This is a genomic window from Geodermatophilus sp. DF01-2 (genome assembly GCF_004571065.1).
In the GTDB taxonomy this organism is placed as follows: Bacteria; Actinomycetota; Actinomycetes; order Mycobacteriales; family Geodermatophilaceae; genus Geodermatophilus.
In genome coordinates, this window is the sequence record NZ_SPQN01000083.1 from 1 (window position 1) to 17,674 (window position 17,674).

General features: G+C 73.8%; 22 protein-coding genes and 1 tRNA gene. 6 read left to right on the forward strand and 17 right to left on the reverse strand.

The window, feature by feature from the left end:
* Positions 1-389: 389 nt before the first annotated feature.
* From E4P41_RS17835 to E4P41_RS17850, 4 genes are all read left to right on the forward strand, one after another.
* Positions 390-680, forward strand: a complete 291-nt coding sequence (locus E4P41_RS17835) for a putative quinol monooxygenase (RefSeq protein ID WP_135142602.1) — start codon at positions 390-392, stop codon at positions 678-680.
* 344 nt (positions 681-1,024) lie between these two features.
* Positions 1,025-1,279, forward strand: a complete 255-nt coding sequence (locus tag E4P41_RS17840) for a type II toxin-antitoxin system VapB family antitoxin (protein ID WP_135142603.1) — start codon at positions 1,025-1,027, stop codon at positions 1,277-1,279.
* The gene (locus tag E4P41_RS17845; RefSeq protein WP_135142604.1) at positions 1,279-1,668 is read left to right on the forward strand and encodes a type II toxin-antitoxin system VapC family toxin; all 390 of its coding nucleotides are present in this window, start codon (positions 1,279-1,281) and stop codon (positions 1,666-1,668) included. The genes E4P41_RS17840 and E4P41_RS17845 overlap by 1 nt, the downstream gene beginning before the upstream one ends.
* Positions 1,669-1,782: 114 nt before the next feature.
* Positions 1,783-2,271, forward strand: coding sequence for an alpha/beta fold hydrolase (locus E4P41_RS17850; protein WP_135142605.1), 489 nt, complete (start codon positions 1,783-1,785; stop codon positions 2,269-2,271).
* 407 nt (positions 2,272-2,678) lie between these two features.
* On the opposite strand, the gene E4P41_RS23435 is transcribed toward E4P41_RS17850, so the two are convergent.
* From E4P41_RS23435 to ald, 15 genes are all read right to left on the reverse strand, one after another.
* Positions 2,679-2,792: a type II toxin-antitoxin system RelE/ParE family toxin gene (locus E4P41_RS23435; protein WP_245177456.1), complete on the reverse strand. Its 114-nt coding sequence runs from the start codon at positions 2,790-2,792 to the stop codon at positions 2,679-2,681.
* A 159-nt stretch (positions 2,793-2,951) separates the two neighbouring features.
* Entirely contained in the window at positions 2,952-3,227 is a 276-nt protein-coding gene (locus E4P41_RS17860) for a type II toxin-antitoxin system Phd/YefM family antitoxin (RefSeq protein WP_135142606.1), read from the reverse strand.
* Between the two features lie 187 nt (positions 3,228-3,414).
* Positions 3,415-3,488 (reverse strand) — tRNA-Pro (locus E4P41_RS17865).
* A gap of 77 nt (positions 3,489-3,565) precedes the next feature.
* Complete coding sequence (locus tag E4P41_RS17870) at positions 3,566-4,456, reverse strand: alpha/beta hydrolase (protein ID WP_135142607.1); 891 nt, start codon at positions 4,454-4,456, stop codon at positions 3,566-3,568.
* Between the two features lie 36 nt (positions 4,457-4,492).
* Positions 4,493-5,836, reverse strand: coding sequence for a ribosome biogenesis GTPase Der (gene der / locus E4P41_RS17875; RefSeq protein WP_135142608.1), 1,344 nt, complete (start codon positions 5,834-5,836; stop codon positions 4,493-4,495).
* Positions 5,833-6,519: a (d)CMP kinase gene (gene cmk / locus E4P41_RS17880; RefSeq protein WP_135142609.1), complete on the reverse strand. Its 687-nt coding sequence runs from the start codon at positions 6,517-6,519 to the stop codon at positions 5,833-5,835. The genes der and cmk overlap by 4 nt, the downstream gene beginning before the upstream one ends.
* Positions 6,516-6,878 (reverse strand): chorismate mutase, encoded by a 363-nt coding sequence (aroH, locus tag E4P41_RS17885; RefSeq protein WP_135142610.1) that lies wholly within the window; start codon positions 6,876-6,878, stop codon positions 6,516-6,518. Before aroH ends, cmk begins: the two co-directional genes overlap by 4 nt.
* A gap of 539 nt (positions 6,879-7,417) precedes the next feature.
* Positions 7,418-8,257, reverse strand: coding sequence for a pseudouridine synthase (locus E4P41_RS17895; protein ID WP_209307784.1), 840 nt, complete (start codon positions 8,255-8,257; stop codon positions 7,418-7,420).
* A gap of 194 nt (positions 8,258-8,451) precedes the next feature.
* The gene (locus tag E4P41_RS23440) at positions 8,452-8,691 is read right to left on the reverse strand and encodes an SMC-Scp complex subunit ScpB (protein WP_245177457.1); all 240 of its coding nucleotides are present in this window, start codon (positions 8,689-8,691) and stop codon (positions 8,452-8,454) included.
* Positions 8,688-9,131, reverse strand: a complete 444-nt coding sequence (locus E4P41_RS17900) for an SMC-Scp complex subunit ScpB (protein WP_167761158.1) — start codon at positions 9,129-9,131, stop codon at positions 8,688-8,690. Before E4P41_RS17900 ends, E4P41_RS23440 begins: the two co-directional genes overlap by 4 nt.
* Complete coding sequence (locus tag E4P41_RS17905; protein ID WP_135142612.1) at positions 9,128-9,943, reverse strand: segregation/condensation protein A; 816 nt, start codon at positions 9,941-9,943, stop codon at positions 9,128-9,130. The genes E4P41_RS17900 and E4P41_RS17905 overlap by 4 nt, the downstream gene beginning before the upstream one ends.
* A gap of 26 nt (positions 9,944-9,969) precedes the next feature.
* Positions 9,970-10,464 carry a hypothetical protein gene (locus tag E4P41_RS17910; RefSeq protein ID WP_135142613.1) on the reverse strand — a complete coding sequence of 165 codons (495 nt, stop codon included), beginning with the start codon at positions 10,462-10,464 and terminating at the stop codon, positions 9,970-9,972.
* On the reverse strand, positions 10,461-11,264 hold the full coding sequence (locus tag E4P41_RS17915) for an AAA family ATPase (protein ID WP_209307785.1): 804 nt from the start codon (positions 11,262-11,264) through the stop codon (positions 10,461-10,463). Before E4P41_RS17915 ends, E4P41_RS17910 begins: the two co-directional genes overlap by 4 nt.
* Before the next feature lie 317 nt (positions 11,265-11,581).
* The gene (locus E4P41_RS17920; protein ID WP_135142615.1) at positions 11,582-12,514 is read right to left on the reverse strand and encodes a site-specific tyrosine recombinase XerD; all 933 of its coding nucleotides are present in this window, start codon (positions 12,512-12,514) and stop codon (positions 11,582-11,584) included.
* 32 nt (positions 12,515-12,546) lie between these two features.
* Complete coding sequence (ald, locus tag E4P41_RS17925) at positions 12,547-13,662, reverse strand: alanine dehydrogenase (RefSeq protein WP_135142616.1); 1,116 nt, start codon at positions 13,660-13,662, stop codon at positions 12,547-12,549.
* Positions 13,663-13,873: 211 nt separating this feature from the next.
* Between ald and E4P41_RS22315 the strand changes: the two genes are divergently transcribed.
* Together E4P41_RS22315 and E4P41_RS17930 are read left to right on the forward strand one after the other, a co-directional pair.
* Positions 13,874-14,023: a hypothetical protein gene (locus E4P41_RS22315; RefSeq protein ID WP_167761159.1), complete on the forward strand. Its 150-nt coding sequence runs from the start codon at positions 13,874-13,876 to the stop codon at positions 14,021-14,023.
* Between the two features lie 70 nt (positions 14,024-14,093).
* A complete protein-coding gene (locus E4P41_RS17930; protein ID WP_135142617.1) occupies positions 14,094-14,741 on the forward strand; it encodes a hypothetical protein in 648 nt (215 codons plus the stop codon).
* A 100-nt stretch (positions 14,742-14,841) separates the two neighbouring features.
* Here E4P41_RS17930 and E4P41_RS17935 read toward each other — a convergent pair whose 3' ends face one another.
* Both E4P41_RS17935 and E4P41_RS17940 read right to left on the reverse strand, forming a co-directional pair.
* Positions 14,842-15,435: an NUDIX hydrolase gene (locus E4P41_RS17935; RefSeq protein ID WP_135142618.1), complete on the reverse strand. Its 594-nt coding sequence runs from the start codon at positions 15,433-15,435 to the stop codon at positions 14,842-14,844.
* A 230-nt stretch (positions 15,436-15,665) separates the two neighbouring features.
* Positions 15,666-17,414: a CTP synthase gene (locus tag E4P41_RS17940; protein WP_135142619.1), complete on the reverse strand. Its 1,749-nt coding sequence runs from the start codon at positions 17,412-17,414 to the stop codon at positions 15,666-15,668.
* Between the last annotated feature and the right edge of the window lie 260 nt (positions 17,415-17,674).

A 17,674-nucleotide genomic window follows, 5' to 3' on the forward strand; every position in this document is an offset into this window, starting at 1 on the left:
GCACCAGCGGCTCGATCAGCGCCCACTGCGCATCGGTCAGGTCCGAGGGGTAGGCCGGGGAAGAGCCCATGTCCCACCCTGGCGCACAACACCGAACCTGTCAGCCCGCTTTCTCAACACGCTCTGAGGTCTACGGCAGGACGCAGGCGGAGGTCCGAGCGGGATTCCGCGATGCCCGTGAGGCCTCGCGCGGCCGAGCGCCGGTGAGGCGCAGGGCCAGCTCCCACAACCGCACGCCGACGGCGGCCCGGCGGTCCTCGCGGCGCACGAGCAGGCCCAGGTCGACCAGCGCGGCGATCCGCCGGCAGGCGGTCGCCAGGTGCAGGGCCGGCGGAGTGTGGCACCGGTCGGCCAGGATCGGCTGGAGTGCCGAAACGAGGAGGAAACCAGTGGGCTACGTCGTGCGCGCCACGTGGACGGCGACCCAGGAGTCGGTGGACGCCGTCCGCTCGGCCCTGGCCGAGCTGGGACCGCTGTCGCGGGCGGAGCCGGGCTGCCGGCTGTGGATCGCCCACCAGGAGCCCGACCGGCCGCTGGTCTTCGAGCTCTTCGAGGTCTACGACGACGCCGACGCCTACCGGGTGCACGGCGAGTCCGAGCACTTCCAGCGGATCGCGGTGCCGACCATCCCGCTGCTCGCCAGCCGGGAGCGGCGGTTCTCTGAGACGCTCGACCTCTGAGGCATCCGTCCGGTCGACGATCGCGCATCCGGGAGAGCCGCTTCCCTCCCGCGCCGACGGCCAGTGGACTCGGCGGGCGCCAGCCATCGGGGCGGACGTCCACGGTGCTCACCGCACTGGCGGCCGAGCAGCGCCGGGAGCACGGCCTGCCCGACACCGCACGAGCCGGCAGCTGACCGCGGGTCCCGCGCCCGCGCTCGCGTTGACCGAACGGCAGTTCCGGGCGGGCGGTAGGCGAGGTGTCGTTCGAGGCGACGCTGGCGATGGAGGCCCGCCACCAGGGTGCCGCCCGCGCACACCGTGCGACCCCAGGTGGATTCTCCCTCGCCAGGTACCCTTCGACCATGCCGCTGAGCATCAAGGACGCCGAGGCCGACCGTCTCGCCCGCGAGTTGGCCAGCGCGACGGGCGAGAGCCTCACCGTGGCCGTGGCCACCGCGCTGCGCGAGCGTCTGGAGCGGGTACGTGGTCTTGCCTCTGGTCGAGACCTCGCCGCCGAACTCAACGCCATCGCCCTGCGGTGCGCCCAGCTGCCGCTGCTCGACGACCGGCCCGAAGCGGAGATCCTCGGATACGACGAGAACGGGTTGCCGACCTGATGGTTCTCGACACCTCGGCACTCGTGGCGGTTCTGTTCGACGAACCGGAGCGGGACGAGTTCGTGCACGAGATCGCGGCCGCACCCCGCCGGCTCATCTCGAGCGGGACCGTGCTCGAATCCTCGATCGTGGTGGAGTCCCGCCGCGGCGAGGTCGCCGGACGCGAGCTCGATCTGTTCCTCCATCGCGCGAAGGTCCAGACCGTGGCCGTCGACGCGGAACAGGTCGAGGTGGCGCGCGCGGCGTGGCGCCGCTACGGCAAGGGTCGCCACCCTGCCGCGCTGAACTTCGGTGACCTGTTCGCCTACGCGCTCTCACGCGTCAGTGGCGAGGAGCTGCTCTTCAAGGGCGACGACTTCCCGAAGACCGACGTTGCGCCGGCCCGGTGACCGACCGGTGAGCTGTTCATCGCACCGGCGCATCGACCGTCCGCGCTCTCCGATCACCTCCTCGGCAGGAGCGGGCCGCGCCGTGTCCGCCGAGAAGTGCTCGCTCCGCTGGGCATGACGGCCTCCGACGTCGGTGCCGTGCTGGTGCGCGAGCTGCTCTACGTCGCCGCCTTCCAGCTGGACGAGGGTGAGTCGGTCAGCCGCACCCGGGCCGGCCAGGGCCTGCCGGACACGCGGCTGGGCGAGGCCCTGCGCCTGTCCGAGGACGACGGCGAGGTCGGCCTCGACCCGGAGCTCGGCCCGCAGCTGCTCTACCGCCACGTACCGGCCGACGTCGCCACGCAGGCGGCCGCCCGGCTGCGGCCCGTCTCCCGCACCGTCTTCCGTGGCGTCCCGCAGTCGATCGCGTGGCGCATCGTGCCCTCGACCTACGTCGTGTGCACCGCCGACGAGGTCATCCATCCCGAGCGGCAGCGGGCCATGGCGCGCCGGGCCGGCCGCAGCCTGGAGTGGCCCTGCGGCCACAGCCCGGCCACCGGCAGGCCGGACCAGGTCGCCGACCTGATCGCCGAGCGGGTCGGCGCCCGCCGCCCGACCGGGTAGTCCAGCCGGCCTCGGGCGTCGTCCTCGACCCCGGCCGCCGGACGCCGGCCAGCCAGCGACGGCTCCATCGGCGGCGAAGCGGCGGGCCAGCGGCCTCCCTGCCGGGCCCCGCCGCGAGCCTGCGGAAGGTTCCGAGGGGCCATCAGCCAGGGCGAGCCTGCTCCATCCGCTCGGTCGACGCGCCGGGTCCCCATGGACGAGTGAAGTCGAAGGGGGATAGACACGAAGCCGACCTGACGGAGCCGGCTCCTCCAGCCGGACCAGGTTGACATGCAGACCTTGTGGCATCCGGCGGCCGCCTCGTGAACCGTCTGCAGGCCACGTCGCACGCCACGTCTCCCGCGAAGCCGTCGACATCCGCGGCGACGTCCTCGGCAGGTGAGAGGAGATCCCATGCGGCAGCTCGTTCAGCTGGAGCGGTAGACGTTCCGGCGGTGGTCGACCCTGAGGACGACGACCTCGCGCGCGTCCTCGAGGACCCGGTAGAGCACCCGGTAGGTCCCGCGCCGGGCCGACCACACCCCCGCCAGCTCGCCTCGGAGTGGTCTTCCAACCCTCCGCGGCTCGGGGAGCAGCGTCGTGGTGAGAAGTCGATCACCGCTGCTGCGACCGGCTCCGGCAACCGATCCATGAGTGCCCGTCTCCCCGGTGGCGTGAGGATCAGCTCGTAGGGCGCTTGCTCATCGGTCACTGCCGCAGCCGGCGGACCGCCTCCACACCGCGCGCCACGTCGCCGCGCGCGTAGGCGGCGTCCGCCCCTCGCGGATGTCCGCCAGCGCCTCCGCGTCGCCCTGGACCGACAGCGTCTCCTCCAGAGCCTCCAGATCGCCCGGACTGATGAGGACGGCGGCCGCGCGCCCGTTCCGCGTGATCACCACCCGCTCGTGCTGGTGCTCCACCCGGTCGATGACCTCGGACAGGTGGTCACGTACCACTCGGGGCGGCTCCGTTGCCATGGCCACGATCGTGGCGCTGCAGGGACTGCTCCGACCAGGGCGCCGGCCGACGAGGGCGTCCGGACGAGCGCCGCTCGGGTGAGTAAGGGGGGCCTGATGGTGGTCAGAATGGTGGCAGACGCCCCAGGAGGCCGTCAGGGGCCGTTCCGGATCTCTCCGGAACGGCCCCTGAACTGCGGTTTCTCTGTCGGGCTGACAGGATTTGAACCTGCGACCCCTTGACCCCCAGTCAAGTGCGCTACCAAGCTGCGCTACAGCCCGCACGCCGGGCGGCTCCCACCGCCTGGACGCTTGCGTAGAGCAGGTTACCGCACCCGCCGCCCGGCCCCGGGCGGTGGTCAGCCGCCCGCCGGCACCGTGTCCCGGTCGCCGGCGAGCACCTCGCGCAGGCGCGCGGCCACCTCGTCGACGTCCGCCGGCGGGCCGTAGTCCGAGTCGAGGAAGCTCCCGTGGTCACCGGGGAAGACGACGGCCGTCGTCCCCAGCCGCTCCGCCAGGGCGAGACCGCCGCGGTGGGCCAGCTGCCCCGCCGAGCCCTCGCCGACGGCGGCGACGACCCGCGTCGACGCACGGCGCAGCGCATCGAGGTCGTACTCGTGGTGCGTGCAGGACACCAGGTTCTGCGCCAGCAGCACGTCGTCCCGCGACCCGTCGTCCCCCACCGGCAGGCCGAAGGCCGCCGGGTCCGGGCCGGGCTGCTCCACGTAGTCGTCGGTCACCGGCCCGGGGTGCATCACCAGCCGGATGAACTCGGCCATGCCGGCACCGAAGCCGGCACGCCGGTAGGTCTCGTGCACGTGCCGGCAGGCGGCCAGCGCCGGCTCGCGGTCGGGCAGCAGCTGCACCGCCGGCGGCTCGTGCGCGACCAGGGTGCGCACCTGCTCGGGGTGGCGGGCGACGAGCACCAGGGCGTTGACCGCTCCTCCGCTGCTGGCGAAGACGTCGACCGGCCCCGCTCCCAGCGTCGCGATCAGCCGGGACAGGTCGTCGGCGTGCTCCTCGGGGGTGGACTCGGCCGCGCCGTCGGTGCGCCGGCTGCGCTCGGCCCCGCGCGGGTCGCAGGTGACGACGGGGCGGTCCGGGAAGCGCGCGGCCAGGGAGTCGAAGCCCGAGGCGGCCATCGGCGAGCCGATGAGCAGCAGCGGAGGCTCGGCCGACGAGCCGGGCCGGACGTCGTAGGTGACGACGGCGCCGACCGTCTCCAGGGTGTGCGTCTGCGGTGTGGTCATGCCAGGAGGACCGGCCGCGGAGGCCGGACTCATCGCTCAGCCCCTCGGCTTCTCGCTCCCCCGCCCCTCACGGACCTTCACCGAGATCTCGATCGGCGTGCCGTGGAAGCCGAAGCGCTCGCGCAGCTTGCGTTCCAGGAACCGCCGGTAGCCGGCCTCGAGGAAGCCGGTCGAGAAGACGACGAACCGCGGCGGCCGGACGTCGGCCTGCGTCACGTACTTAATCTTTGGGGCGCGCCCACCCCGGGCCGGTGGCGGCGTCTCCTGCACCAGTGCCCGGACGTAGGTGTTCAGCTCCGCCGTCGGCACACGGGTCTCCCAGGAGGCCAGCGCCCCGCGCAGGTGCTGGGCCAGCTTGTCCACGCCGCGGCCGGTCCTCGCGGAGATGTTCACGCGCGACGCCCACCTCACCCGGGACAGGTCGCGCTCGATCTCGCGCTCGAACTGGAGGCGGCGGTCCTCGTCGAGGGTGTCCCACTTGTTCATCGCCAGCACCAACGCCCGCCCGGCCTCGATCACCTGGGTGATGACCCGCTGGTCCTGCTCGCTGATCACCTCGTCGGCGGCCAGCAGCACGATGGCGACCTCGGCGGCCTGGATGGCGGCCTCGGTGCGCAGGCTGGCGTAGTACTCCATGCCGCTCGCGGTGTTGACCTTGCGCCGCAGCCCCGCGGTGTCGACGAACCGCCACTCCTCGCCGCCGAGGGGGACGATCGAGTCGACCGGGTCGACGGTGGTGCCGGCGACGGCGTCGACGACCGAGCGTTCCTCCCGGGCCAGCCGGTTGAGCAGGCTGGACTTGCCCACGTTCGGGCGGCCGACCAGCGCCACCCGCCGCGGGCCGCCCTCCTCCTCCTGCTCGCGCGGCGCCTCGGGCAGCGCGTCCAGGACCAGGTCGAGCAGGTCGCCGCTGCCCCGCCCGTGCAGGGCGCTGACCGGCTGCGGCTCCCCCAGGCCCAGCGACCACAGCTCGGCCGCGCCTGCCTCGCTGCGCTCGTCGTCGACCTTGTTGGCCACGAGGATCACCGGCCGGTCGCTGCGGCGCAGGATGCGTGCGGCGGCCAGGTCGGTGTCGGTGGCGCCCACCGAGCTGTCGACGACGAAGACGATGACGTCGGCGGTCCGCATCGCGTACTCCGCCTGGCGGGTGATCGAGGCGCCCAGGCCGCTGGCCTTGGGGTCCCAGCCGCCGGTGTCTACCACGGTGAACCGCTTGCCGTTCCACAGCGCCTCGTAGGCGATCCGGTCGCGGGTGACGCCGGGGACGTCCTGGACGACGGCGGCGCGGCGGCCCAGGATCCGGTTGACCAGCGTGGACTTGCCGACGTTGGGCCGGCCGACGATCGCGACGACCGGCAACGGCCCGGTCTGCTCCGTCACCGACCCACCCCGACCGTCGTGAGCGCCAGCTCCACCACGCGGTCGACCACGCCCTCGCGGTCGAGGTGGGTGCTGTCGACCACCACGGCGTCCTCGGCCGGGCGCAGCGGGCTGTCGGCGCGGTTGCTGTCGTAGGCGTCCCGGCGGCGCAGGTCGGCGGCGAGCTCGGCCACCTCGACCGGGTCGGTGATGCCCAGCTGGAGGGCGCGCCGCTGGGCGCGGGCCTCCGGCGCCGCGGTCAGGTAGACCTTCAGCGTCGCGTCGGGCAGGACGACGGTGCCGATGTCGCGACCCTCGACGACGACCGCGTCGGCCGCCGCCACGAGCGCGCGCTGCTGGTCGACCAGCCGCCGGCGCACCGACGGCACGGCCGAGACCGCCGAGACCGCGCGGGTGACCTCGGCGCTGCGGATGCGGACGGCGACGTCGACCCCGTCGACCTGCACCAGCTCGGTGTGGGCGTGCGTCCCGACCTCGATCAGCGCGCCGGCGACGACGGCGGCCACGGCCTCGCCGTCCTGGGGGGCCACCCCGGCGTCCAGGACGGCGACCGTCGCCGCCCGGTACATCGCGCCGGTGTCGAGGTAGGCCGCCCCCAGCCGGGTGGCGACGGCCCGCGCGACGCTGGACTTCCCCGTCCCCGACGGGCCGTCGAGCGCGATCTGCCCCACGAAGTCGGTCACTGGGCGATGTCCCGTCGCAGCGCCACGGCCCCCCGCAGGTACACGTGCTGCACCTCCGAGCGCAGCTTGTCGGTCTCCACGTGGGCCATCAGCCGCAGCACCCGGGGCAGCGCGTGCGGCACGCCGATCTCGGTCGCGCACATCAGCGGCACGTCACCGAAGCCGAGCTCGCGGGCGGCCAGCGCCGGGAACTCCGAGACGAGGTCGGGGGTGGCGGTGAACAGGATGCTGATGACGTCGTCGTGCTCCAGCTGGTTGCGCTCCATGACCGCGCTGACCAGTTCGCGGGTCGCGTCGAGGACCAGCTCCCGCTCGTCGGCGTCCACCTGCGTCGCGCCCCGGATGGCTCGGACGGCCACTACCACTCTCCTCGATCGGTGCGGGGCCACGGATCGCCGCATCCCTCGGTCGAGTCTAGGTATGTCGCCCGCTGCGCCTGCCGCCGTGGGCAGTGCTGGCTCCTCGCGCGCCCGGAGCTCCTGATCAGCGCGGGATTCGGTCCTCGGGCACGGGACCTGGCGATTTCGACGGCACCAGGCCCGAGCGCGGGTGAGCGGCGGTATCCGGCCCGACGGCGCCGAGGACGTTCCTGTGTGCGGCGGACGACGACCTCGCAGGCCTGGTCTGGCAGTCGACCTCGGCGACGAGCGTCATCCGCGGGCGCCGAGCAGGTGCTCGACCGCCGGCGGCGAGAGCCGCACCTGGCCACCGGGACGGGCGCCGTCGGCCCCGCGGCAGGTGCCACCGGCGCCGCGCTGCGGGCGCTGGGCGACGTCCTGGCCGACCCGTGTGCCGGCTGGCGTGATGCCGGAGCGGCTGTGAGGAGGATCCACCGCAGCTCAGCCGGTCCCACCGGGATTCTCATCCGTCGAGGCGGCCTGGAACAGGCCATGGATTCTCAGAGGCCGACGGCCTCCTTGAGCGCGCCGACCTCGGCGCGGGTGAGCCGGCGGATCGACCCCGACCGCATGCGCTCGAGCTTGACCGGGCCGATGGCGGTGCGGGTCAGGCGTGACACCGGCAGCCCGACGTGCGCCAGGAGCCGCCGCACGATGTGCTTGCGGCCCTCGTGCAGCACCACCTCGACCACCGACTGGCCGGCGTGCGTGTCGACCACCTTGAACGAGTCGACCTTGACCGGGCCGTCCTCGAGCCCGACCCCGGCGCGCAACCGGCGGGCCATGTCGCGCGGGACGCTGCCCGACACCTGCGCCAGATAGGTCTTGCGGACCTCGTAGGACGGGTGCGCCAGCCGGTGGGCCAGCTCGCCGTCGTTGGTCACCAGCAGCAGGCCTTCGGTGTCCTGGTCCAGGCGGCCGACGTGCACCAGCCCGGGCGCCAGGTCGCCGACCATGTCGCCGACGGTCGGCCGGTTGCGGTCGTCGCTCATCGCGGTGATGACCCCGGCCGGCTTGTTGAGCGCGTAGGTGACCCGGTCGTCGCGCAGTTCGATGCGGACGCCGTCGACGGCGATGCGGTCCCGCTCCGGGTCGACCCGCATGCCCTGCACGGTCACGGTTCGCCCGTTCACGCTGATCCGGCCCTGGTCGACCATGTTCTCGACGACGCGGCGGGAGCCGACGCCGGCGCGGGCGAGGACCTTCTGCAGCCGCTCACCCTCTCGCGCGGCGTCGTCCGGCCGGTCGCGGTCGGCCGGGTGGAGGGGGGCGAGCTCTATCTCCTCCGGCCAGCCCTCGTCGGGGCCGGGAGTCGCGTCGTCGTGCCGGGCGGTGTCCATCGGGTCCAGTCTCCCACCCGGCCCGCGGGACGCCGGTGGGCCGGTCGCGGACCCGGAGGGTCCCGGCCGGGACACGGGCAGCGGCTCGGCTCGTCAGGGGAACGGCTACTGGCCGCGGGGTCGTCCGGTAGGACGACGGCCCGTGCAGGGTCCCGCCGCGAGCCTGCGAGTGGCGGGGGGCAGGGGGTCCGTCATCAGGCGTCGGGGTGCTCGTCGAGCACGGACGACGCCTCGGGCAGCAGCGGGCCCAGCTCCGGCAGCTCGTCGAGGCCGGTCAGCCCCAACCGCTCGAGGAACAACGGGGTCGTCGCGTACAGCCCGCCGCCGCTGTCGGGGTCGGTGCCGACCTCGTGCACCAGCCCGCGGGAGACGAGCGTGCGCATGACGCCGTCCACCCCGACGCCACGGATCGCCGACACCCGGGCGCGGGTCACCGGCTGCCGGTAGGCGATGACGGCGAGGGTCTGTCGGCGGCGAGGGCGGCCAGCTCCCTGCGTACCTGCGGCACGGGTGCTCGCAGCGCGCCGGCCAGGGTTTCCTCGTCGACCGGGGTGTCCACGACGAACAGCAGCGCCTCCAGCCCGCCGCGCAGCACGGCGGGGTCGAGGTCGGACTCCGGCTCGGGTTCGGGTTCGGGCTCCGGCTCGGGTGCCGGGACGACGACCACGGGTGGGGCCAGCGGCGCCGGCTCCTCGACCCGCGCCGGCTCGGCCACCGGCACCGGCCGCTCGGCGACGCGGGCGGCCAGCTCGGCGGCGACGGCGTCCCACGTGGCGGGGTCGGCGCCGTCGCGCTCCTCGGCCTCCTCCCGGGTGGCGGCGAGCTCGGCGGCCAGCGCGTCCCAGGAGATGGGTGGCCGCTCCTCCTCGCTCACGTGTACTCCCCGTCCGCGTCGGCCTCGTCCGGTCCGGGGTCGCCGCCTCCGGTCCAGCGCACGTGCAGCTCCCCGAGCGGGATGAGCTGCTCGAAGGTCACCCGCTGCTGACGGTAGAGCTCGAGCAGCGCGAGGAACCGGGCGACCACCTCGAGGGTGTGTCCGCAGTCGGCGGTCAGCGCCCGGAAGGTCGCCGTCCCGGCGTCGAGGAGCTGGTTGCGCACCAGCAGCAGCTGCTCGGCGACGGTCACCGGCGGCGCATGCAGGTGGGAGACGCCGACCGACGGCGGCACCTTGGGGGTGAGCGCCTTCCTGGCCAGCGCGGCGAACTGTTCGGCGCTCACGCCGAGCAGCACCTCGGGCAGCAGGTCGGCGAAGCGGGGCTCGAGCGCGACGTCCCGGGCGTACCGGCGGACGGCGCCGGCCTCCCGTTCCCGGAGGAAGGCGGCAGCCTGCTTGTAGGCGCGGTACTGCAGCAGTCGGGCGAAGAGCAGGTCGCGGGCCTCGAGCAGCTCGAGGTCCTCGTCGTCCTCGACCTCGGCGGCGGGCAGCAGCCGGGCGGCCTTGAGGTCGAGCAGCGTGGCCGCGACGACGAGGAACTCGCTGGCCTGGTCGAGGTCGAGCCCGTCGCCGAGCGCCCGCAGATGGGCGATGAAGTCGTCGGTGACCGTCGACAGCGCGATCTCGGTGACGTCGAGCTGGTGCTTGCCGATCAACTGCAGCAGCAGGTCGAACGGGCCCTCGAAGTTGCTCAGCCGGACGGTGAACCGCCCCGTCGGCACCGTTTCGGCGACCGCCGGGTCGACCTTCACGTCTGCCGAGGGTAGGAGGCCTCCGCTCAGCGGGCCTTGAGGCGGTTGACGAGCACGGACTCCTCCCCGCGCTCGTCCAGGTCGGCCAGCAGCACGTTGATCGCCTCGCGCACAATCCGGCCGCGGTCGGCCGCGACGCCGTGCTCGGCCCGCAGCGACAGCCGCGCGCCCTCGAGAGCGAGCAGCTCCTCGGCGGAGATGTAGACGGTGATCTTCTCGTCGTGCCGCGTCCGCTCGGTGCGCTGGGCCCGGCCGCGGGTGGGGCGCACCGGCACGGCGGTGGGCGCCGGCGGCGTCCGGAAGGAGGCGAGCGGGTCGGCGCCGTCCGCACCGCCGGGGACCAGCGTCAGTGGCGCGGTCGTCTCGGCCGCGGTCGGCTCGCCGCGGCGCGCCCCGCCGCGCAGCGCCGGGGAGCTCACCGTGGCGCTGATGCTCGGCAGCTCGGTGACCTCCGGCGCCGGGGCGGCGTCGGTGCGGCGGAACAGCTCCGCCGCGCCGGGGAGGACGGGACGACGCGTCACAGTGCGAGGACCTCCTTGGCCAGGTCGCGGTAGGCCGATGCGCCCGAGGACGTCGGCGCCCACGTGGTGATCGGCTGACCGGCGACCGTGGTCTCCGGGAAGCGCACGGTCCGCTGGATGACGGTCTGGAAGACGGTGTCGCCGAAGGCCTCGACGACCCGGCTGAACACCTCGCGGCAGTGCACCGTGCGCGCGTCGTACATCGTGGCGAGGATCCCGGAGATCTCCAGGTCCGGGTTCAGCCGCTCCTTGACCTTCTCGATCGTGTCGACGAGCAGCGCCACGCCGCGCAGCGAGAAGAACTCGCACTCCAGCGGGATGACGACGCCCTGCGCGGCGGTCAGCGCGTTGACCGTGAGCAGGCCCAGCGAGGGCTGGCAGTCGATGAGGATGTAGTCGTACTCCTCACGGACGTCGGCGAGCACCCGCAGCAGCGTCTGCTCGCGCGCCACCTCGCTGACCAGCTGGACCTCGGCGGCGGAGAGGTCGATGTTGCTCGGCACCAGGTCCAGGCCGGCGATGTCGGTGGGCACCCGCACGTCCCGCAGCGAGGTCCGCCGCTCCATGAGGGCGTTGTAGATGGTCCGGTCGAGGTTCTGCGCCGGGACGCCGAGGCCCACCGACAGCGCACCCTGGGGGTCGAGGTCGATGAGCAGGACCTTGCGGCCGTACTCCACCAGCGCGGCACCCAGGTTGATGGTCGATGTCGTCTTGCCGACGCCGCCCTTCTGGTTGCACATCGCGACGATGCGGGCGGGACCGTGCTTCGCCAGCGGCTCGGGGTCCGGCAGCCGGCGCATGCGCGCGCGGGCCGGGTCCAGCCGCGAGGCGGCGGCACCCATCTCGGGCTCGGGGTCGGTCGGGAGCGCGATTGCCGGACCGGCCGCGTCCCCTCGGATCGCCATCGCTGTCGTGTCCTCCACCTCGTGCCCGCCGGTTGGCACCGGGTGCGGTCAGCCGTTCTGCCGCGCGGGATGGACTGACGGTAGGGAGATCAACACGGCTGACCGAGGAGGCACGCCGCATGTCGTGTCGACTTGGCGACCTGTGACAACACAGCCGCCACATCCAGCCGAACTCGTTAGCAGGAAACGCCGAGATTCCGGGTGAACGGCTGTCAGGTCCGCGCTCGGGGGTGGCTGCTGGCGTACACCTCGCGCAGCCGGTCGACGGTCACCAGCGTGTAGACCTGCGTGGTGGTCACCGAGGCGTGGCCGAGCAGCTCCTGCACCACACGGACGTCGGCGCCGCCGTCGAGCAGGTGGGTCGCGAAGGAGTGCCGCAGCGTGTGCGGCGAGACCGAGTCGACCAGGTCCACCCCACCCGCCCCGCCCGCCCGCTCGGCCGCCGTCCGCAGGATCGTCCAGGCGCTCTGCCGCGACAGCGACCCGCCGCGGGCATTGAGGAACAGCGCGCCGCCGCGCACCCCCGTCCGGCCGGCCGCGGCCAGCGCGGGGCGGGCCCGGACGAGGTAGTCCTCCACCGCCTTCAGCGCGTACGACCCGACCGGCACCACGCGCTGCTTGCCACCCTTGCCGGTCAGCCGCACGCAGGCCTGGCCGCGGTCGAGGTCGTCGACGGCCAGCCCGACCACCTCGGAGATGCGCGCGCCGGTGCCGTAGAGCAGTTCGAGCAGCGCCCGGTCGCGCAGTCCCCGCGGCCCCTCCGGCGCGCCGGCGGCCTCGATGAGCGCCACCACCGACTCCACCGGGATCGCCTTGGGCAGCCGCCGCGCCGGCGCGGGCGGGCGCACCTCGTGCGCCACGTCGTCGGGCACCAGGCCGTCGAGCAGCGCGAAGCGGTGCAGCCCCCGGACGGCGACCACCGCCCGCGCCGCCGACGTGGCCGACAGCGGCGGGTGGTCGCCGTCCCCCTGTCGCAGCGCGGCGAGGAACCCGGCGACGTCGGACTCGGCGACCTCGCCCAACCCGCGCACCCCGGCGGCCTCCAGGAACTCGGTGTAGCGGCGCAGGTCGCGCCGGTAGGAGGAGATCGTGTTGGCGGCCAGGCCGCGCTCGACGGTCAGGTGGTCGAGGTAGCCGGTGACCACCCGCCCGACGTCCGAGGTGGTGGAGGGCGCGGTCAGGCGAGCACCTCCTCGAGGGGGACGGCGGTCATCCCGTGCGCCTCGGCGACCTCCGGCAGCACCACCTGGCCGTCGACCACGTTCACCCCGTGGGCGAGCGCCGGGTCGGCCCGCGCGGCGGCAACGGTGCCCTCGTTGGCCAGGGCCATCACGTAGGGCAGGGTCACGTTGGTGAGCGCGTGGGTGGACGTGTTCGGGACGGCGCCGGGCATGTTGGCCACGCAGTAGAAGACCGAGCCGTGCACCCGGAAGGTCGGGTCGTCGTGGGTGGTGGGCCGGGTGTCCTCGAAGCAGCCGCCCTGGTCGACGGCGATGTCCACGAGCACCGACCCGGGCTTCATCCGGCTCACCAGCTCGTTGCTCACCAGCGTCGGCGCCTTCGCACCGGGCACGAGCACCGCACCGATCACCAGGTCGGCGTCGAGGACGGCGCGCTCGACCTCGTAGGCGTTGGAGGCCACCGTCTGCAGGTGCCCCCGGTAGATGCGGTCGGCGGCGCGCAGCTTGTCGACGTCCCGGTCGAGGACGACGACCTCGGCCTGCATGCCCAGTGCGATCGCGGCGGCGTTCATGCCGGACACGCCGGCGCCGATGACGACGACCTTCGCGGCGTAGACGCCGGAGACCCCGCCGAGCAGCACGCCGCGGCCGCCGTGGGCCCGCTCCAGGCTGTGTGCGCCGACCTGGGGCGCCATCCGGCCGGCGACCTCCGACATCGGCGCGAGCAGCGGCAGGGCGCCGTCGGCGGTCTGCACCGTCTCGTAGGCGATCGCCGTGGTGCCCGAGGTGACCAGGGCGTCGGTGCACTCCTTCGACGCGGCCAGGTGCAGGTAGGTGAACAGCGTCTGCCCCGCGCGCAGCCGCCCGTACTCCTCGGCGACCGGCTCCTTGACCTTGAGCAGCAGGTCGGCGTCGGCCCACACGTCGTCGGCCGAGGCCACGATGGTCGCCCCGGCGGCGGTGAGGTCGGCGTCCGGGATGGACGAGCCCTCCCCTGCGCCCTGCTCGACGAGCACCGTGTGTCCGGCCCGCACCAGCTCGGTCACCCCGGCGGGGGTGAGCGCCACCCGGTACTCCCGGTTCTTGACCTCTCGGGGAACCCCGACCCGCATCGTCCGCTCTCCTGGTCCCGGCGGGACGTCTGCGAGGGTGACCGGCGTCCCACCGCCTCGTGGGCCTCCCCGGTGGGGGCGCGCCTCGCGCGGAGTGTAGGCGGAGGCGACCGCAGGTCCACAGCAGACGCGGCAGGCGCCGCCCGGGCGGGCGGGCGGCGGCGGCGACCGGGTAGGGGGCCGCCGCCGGCTCGTCGCGACACACCCCGACGTGCTCGCGGCCCGGGCGCTGGCCACCGCACCGCTCTCCCGGCTGGCCGCGCTCCCGCCGGGGACCGCGCACGCGTGGCGGGCCGCCACCCGGGCGCTGGCGGCGGTGGAGATGGAGCGCCTCGGGCTCCCTCGTCCCCGCAGCGGGTGAGACCGGTGCCGGTTGGGGTTGAGGAGTCCCGTGGGACCGCCGATGACGGGTGGGACGACGGGAGGCGCACGTGGCAGGACGGGGACGACGGCGGCGCGGCGCCGGCACGGTCGCCGCGGTGGCGGCGGTCGGGCTGATCGCGCTCAGCGGGCCGGTCACCGAGGTCGCCGCGACGGTGACCGGTGCGCGGACGCCGCTGCCCGCCGTCCCTGCGCCGGCGGCCGCGCTCCCCGACCGAGTCATGGTCGTCGCTCCCCCACCGCCGGCGCCGGCCGTCGTCCCGCCGGGAAGCGTCGTGGCGATCCCCCGGCCCCGGCAGATCGAGGTCGCGGTCCAACCGGGCGTGCCCCAGGGCGTCCGACCCGAGTTGCACGTGCCCGAGGCGCCGTGCGGCGGCTACGCCAACCCGCGGCAGATCGTTCCCGGCGTGGTCCCCGGCCCCGGCTCGGCCACGGTCAGCTGGCAGGCCGACGGGCACGCCGACGTCCGGCGGTACCGGGTGCAGGCGGTCAGCCAGCAGCTGGTCCCCGGCCGCCAGCCCGAGCCGCCGGTGCAGATCGCCGCCCAGCCCGCCGACTGCGAGCCGGTGAACGTCGCCTTCGCCGGACTGACGCCCGGCGTCCCCTACGTCTTCTGGCTCGAGGAGGAGGTGCCCGACATCTTCGGCGTGCTGCGCTGGGTGCAGGTGGGTACCTCCGACGCCGTCGTCATCGGCTGACCTCGCAGGGTTCCGCCGCAGGCCCCGTCCCGAGGCTCACCCCGAGCGTGCGAGGGGTGAGGAGGACGGGGTCCTTCCATGGCGGGGGGCGAGGGGGTCCTTACTCGGCCGGGCGCAGCTGCGGGCCGGTGGCCCGGATCTGCGCCGCGGCCAGGACGCCGATGACCGCCGAGGAGTTGCGGATCGCGCCGGAGAACACCCGCCGCACCGCCTCGTCGAGCGGCACGCGCTCGACGGTCATGTCCAGCTCCTCGTGCTCGACGACGAAGCCCTCCGGCCGGTCGGCCGCGGACAGCCCCTCGGCGAGGTAGACGAGGACCTGCTCGTTGCAGAAGCCCGGCGTGCTGTAGCTGTTCGCCAGCAGCGACCAGCGCTCCGCGGCCAGGCCGGCCTCCTCGGCCAGCTCGCGCTGGGCGGTGGCCAGCGGGGCCTCCCCGTCGGCGTCGCGCAGCCCGGCGGGCAGCTCCCACAGGTAGCCGCCGACCGGGTGCCGGTACTGGCGGACCATCACGATCCGCTCCTCGTCGTCCACGGCGGCGACGCACACGGCGCCGATGTGCCGCACGACCTCGCGGACGCTGTCACCGCCACCGGGCATGGCGACGGTGTCCTTGACGAGGGTGATGATGCGGCCCTCGTGGAGGGTCTCGGTGGCCAGGACCGTGTACTCCCCCGGCCGGGCGGGTTCGGTCATCAGTCCTCCTCGCTGGCGCTCGTCGTCCTGATGACCGTCGGTGCTCTGCTCTCTAGTGACCTCGCGAGCTCGGTCATCAGTCCTCCTCGCTGGCGCTCGTCGTCCTGACGGCCGTCGGTGCTCTGCTCTCTGGTGACCTCGCGAGCTCGGTCACCAGTCCTCCTCGCTGGCGCGCGTCATCCTGACGGCCGTCGCTGCTCTGCTCTCTAGTGACCTCGCGAGCTCGGTCACTAGATCCCCACCTTCTCGGCCTCGTCGACCGGCACCGGCAACCGCGCGGACTCGGAGAAGTCGATCGCCGCCTGCACGAACGCCGCGAACAGCGGGTGCGGCCGGGTGGGGCGGCTCTTCAGCTCGGGGTGGGCCTGGGTGCCGACGAAGAAGGGGTGCACCTCGCGGGGCAGCTCGGCGAACTCGACCAGCAGGCCGTCCGGGGAGGTGCCGGAGAACACCAGCCCGGCCTGGCCGATGCGGTCGCGGTAGGCGTTGGCGACCTCGTAGCGGTGCCGGTGCCGCTCGGTGATCTCCGTCGCGCCGTAGGCCCGGGCGACGACCGAGCCCTTCTGCAGGGTCGCCGGGTAGCTGCCCAGCCGCATCGTGCCGCCCATGTCCCGAGCTCCTGCGACGACGTCGACCTGGCTGGCCATCGTCGCGATGACCGCGTCGGGGGTGTCGGGGTCGAACTCGGCGGAGTTGGCCTCGGGCAGCCCGGCCAGGTTGCGCGCCGCCTCGATGACCATGCACTGCAGGCCCAGGCACAGCCCCAGCAGTGGGACGCCGTTGACCCGCGCGTGCCGGATCGCGCCCAGCTTGCCCTCGATGCCGCGCACTCCGAACCCGCCGGGGACGCAGACGCCGTCGGCGCCGGCCAGCGCCCGCTCGGCGCCCTCGGGGGTCTGGCAGTCGTCGGAGGGCACCCAGCGGATCTCCACCCGGCTGCGATGGGCGAACCCACCCGCCCGCAGCGCCTCGGTCACCGACAGGTAGGCGTCCGGCAGGTCGATGTACTTGCCGACCAGCGCGATCGTGACCGTCTGCTTCGGCGCGTGCACCCGGTCGAGCAGGTCGCCCCACACGGTCCAGTCGACGTCCCGGAACGGCAGCCCCAGCCGGCGGACGACGTAGGCGTCCAGGCCCTCCCGGTGCAGCACCTTGGGGATGTCATAGATCGACGGCGCGTCGGGGCAGGAGATGACGCCCTCGGCGTCGACGTCGCACATCAGGCTGACCTTGCGCTTGAGCCCGGTGCCGATCTCCCGGTCCGACCGGCAGACCAGCGCGTCGGGCTGGATGCCGATGTTGCGCAGCGCGGCGACCGAGTGCTGCGTCGGTTTGGTCTTCAGCTCGCCCGAGGGGGCGATGTAGGGCACCAGCGAGATGTGCAGGAAGAAGCAGTTGTCCCGGCCGATCTCGTGGCGCACCTGGCGGGCGGCCTCGAGGAAGGGCAGTGACTCGATGTCGCCGACGGTGCCGCCGACCTCGGTGATCACGACGTCCACGCGATCGGATCCCCCACCCGACCCGGCCGCGGCCATGATCCGCGCCTTGATCTCGTTGGTGATGTGCGGGATGACCTGGACGGTGTCGCCCAGGTACTCACCGCGCCGCTCCTTGGCGATGACGTCGGAGTACACCTGGCCGGTGGTCACGTTCGACCGGCCGGTCAGGTCGGTGTCGAGGAAGCGCTCGTAGTGCCCGATGTCGAGGTCGGTCTCCGCGCCGTCCTCGGTCACGAAGACCTCGCCGTGCTGGAACGGGTTCATCGTCCCGGGGTCGACGTTGAGATACGGGTCCAGCTTCTGCATGGTGACCCGCAGGCCACGGCTGGACAGCAGCGCCCCCAGGGAGCTGGCCGTCAGGCCCTTGCCGAGAGAGGAGACAACTCCGCCGGTGACGAAGACGAACTTCGTCGGCTGGGAGTTGTGGAGGAGACCCCTTGCCCCGTAGTCGTAGTCACGCCTGCCATGCGGTCGATCCACGGGAGACCACCGTAACACGGTCGGCCCTCTCCCCCGCCTGGCGAGCGGGCGTGCCGTCGGCCACCTCGGCGCCTCTCCGGCGGGGGCCGCGCGGGCCGGCCGCGAGCCAGACCAGCAGCGGCACCAGCAGGGACGCCGCGGTCGGGGCCGTGCTCGCCGGGTGCCTCATCGTCCTGGCCCCCGTGCTGGGGCCGATCGTGGGCCTGCCCGCGGACTCCTCCTACCTGCAGCTGCTGTCCATCGCCGTCGTCCTGGGCGGG

Excerpts from the sequence above, each read along its gene's own strand:
- E4P41_RS17915 (WP_209307785.1), bottom strand. The coding sequence starts at position 11,264 with ATGCGCCGGCTGCCGGACCCCGAGCCGCTGGCGAAGCACGGTCCCGCC.
- E4P41_RS17860 (WP_135142606.1), bottom strand. The coding sequence starts at position 3,227 with ATGGCAACGGAGCCGCCCCGAGTGGTACGTGACCACCTGTCCGAGGTC.
- E4P41_RS17935 (WP_135142618.1), bottom strand. The coding sequence starts at position 15,435 with ATGACCGAACCCGCCCGGCCGGGGGAGTACACGGTCCTGGCCACCGAG.
- E4P41_RS17840 (WP_135142603.1), top strand. The coding sequence starts at position 1,025 with ATGCCGCTGAGCATCAAGGACGCCGAGGCCGACCGTCTCGCCCGCGAG.
- ald (WP_135142616.1), bottom strand. The coding sequence starts at position 13,662 with ATGCGGGTCGGGGTTCCCCGAGAGGTCAAGAACCGGGAGTACCGGGTG.
- E4P41_RS17895 (WP_209307784.1), bottom strand. The coding sequence starts at position 8,257 with ATGGACACCGCCCGGCACGACGACGCGACTCCCGGCCCCGACGAGGGC.
- E4P41_RS17845 (WP_135142604.1), top strand. The coding sequence starts at position 1,279 with ATGGTTCTCGACACCTCGGCACTCGTGGCGGTTCTGTTCGACGAACCG.
- E4P41_RS17870 (WP_135142607.1), bottom strand. The coding sequence starts at position 4,456 with ATGACCACACCGCAGACGCACACCCTGGAGACGGTCGGCGCCGTCGTC.
- E4P41_RS17850 (WP_135142605.1), top strand. The coding sequence starts at position 1,783 with ATGACGGCCTCCGACGTCGGTGCCGTGCTGGTGCGCGAGCTGCTCTAC.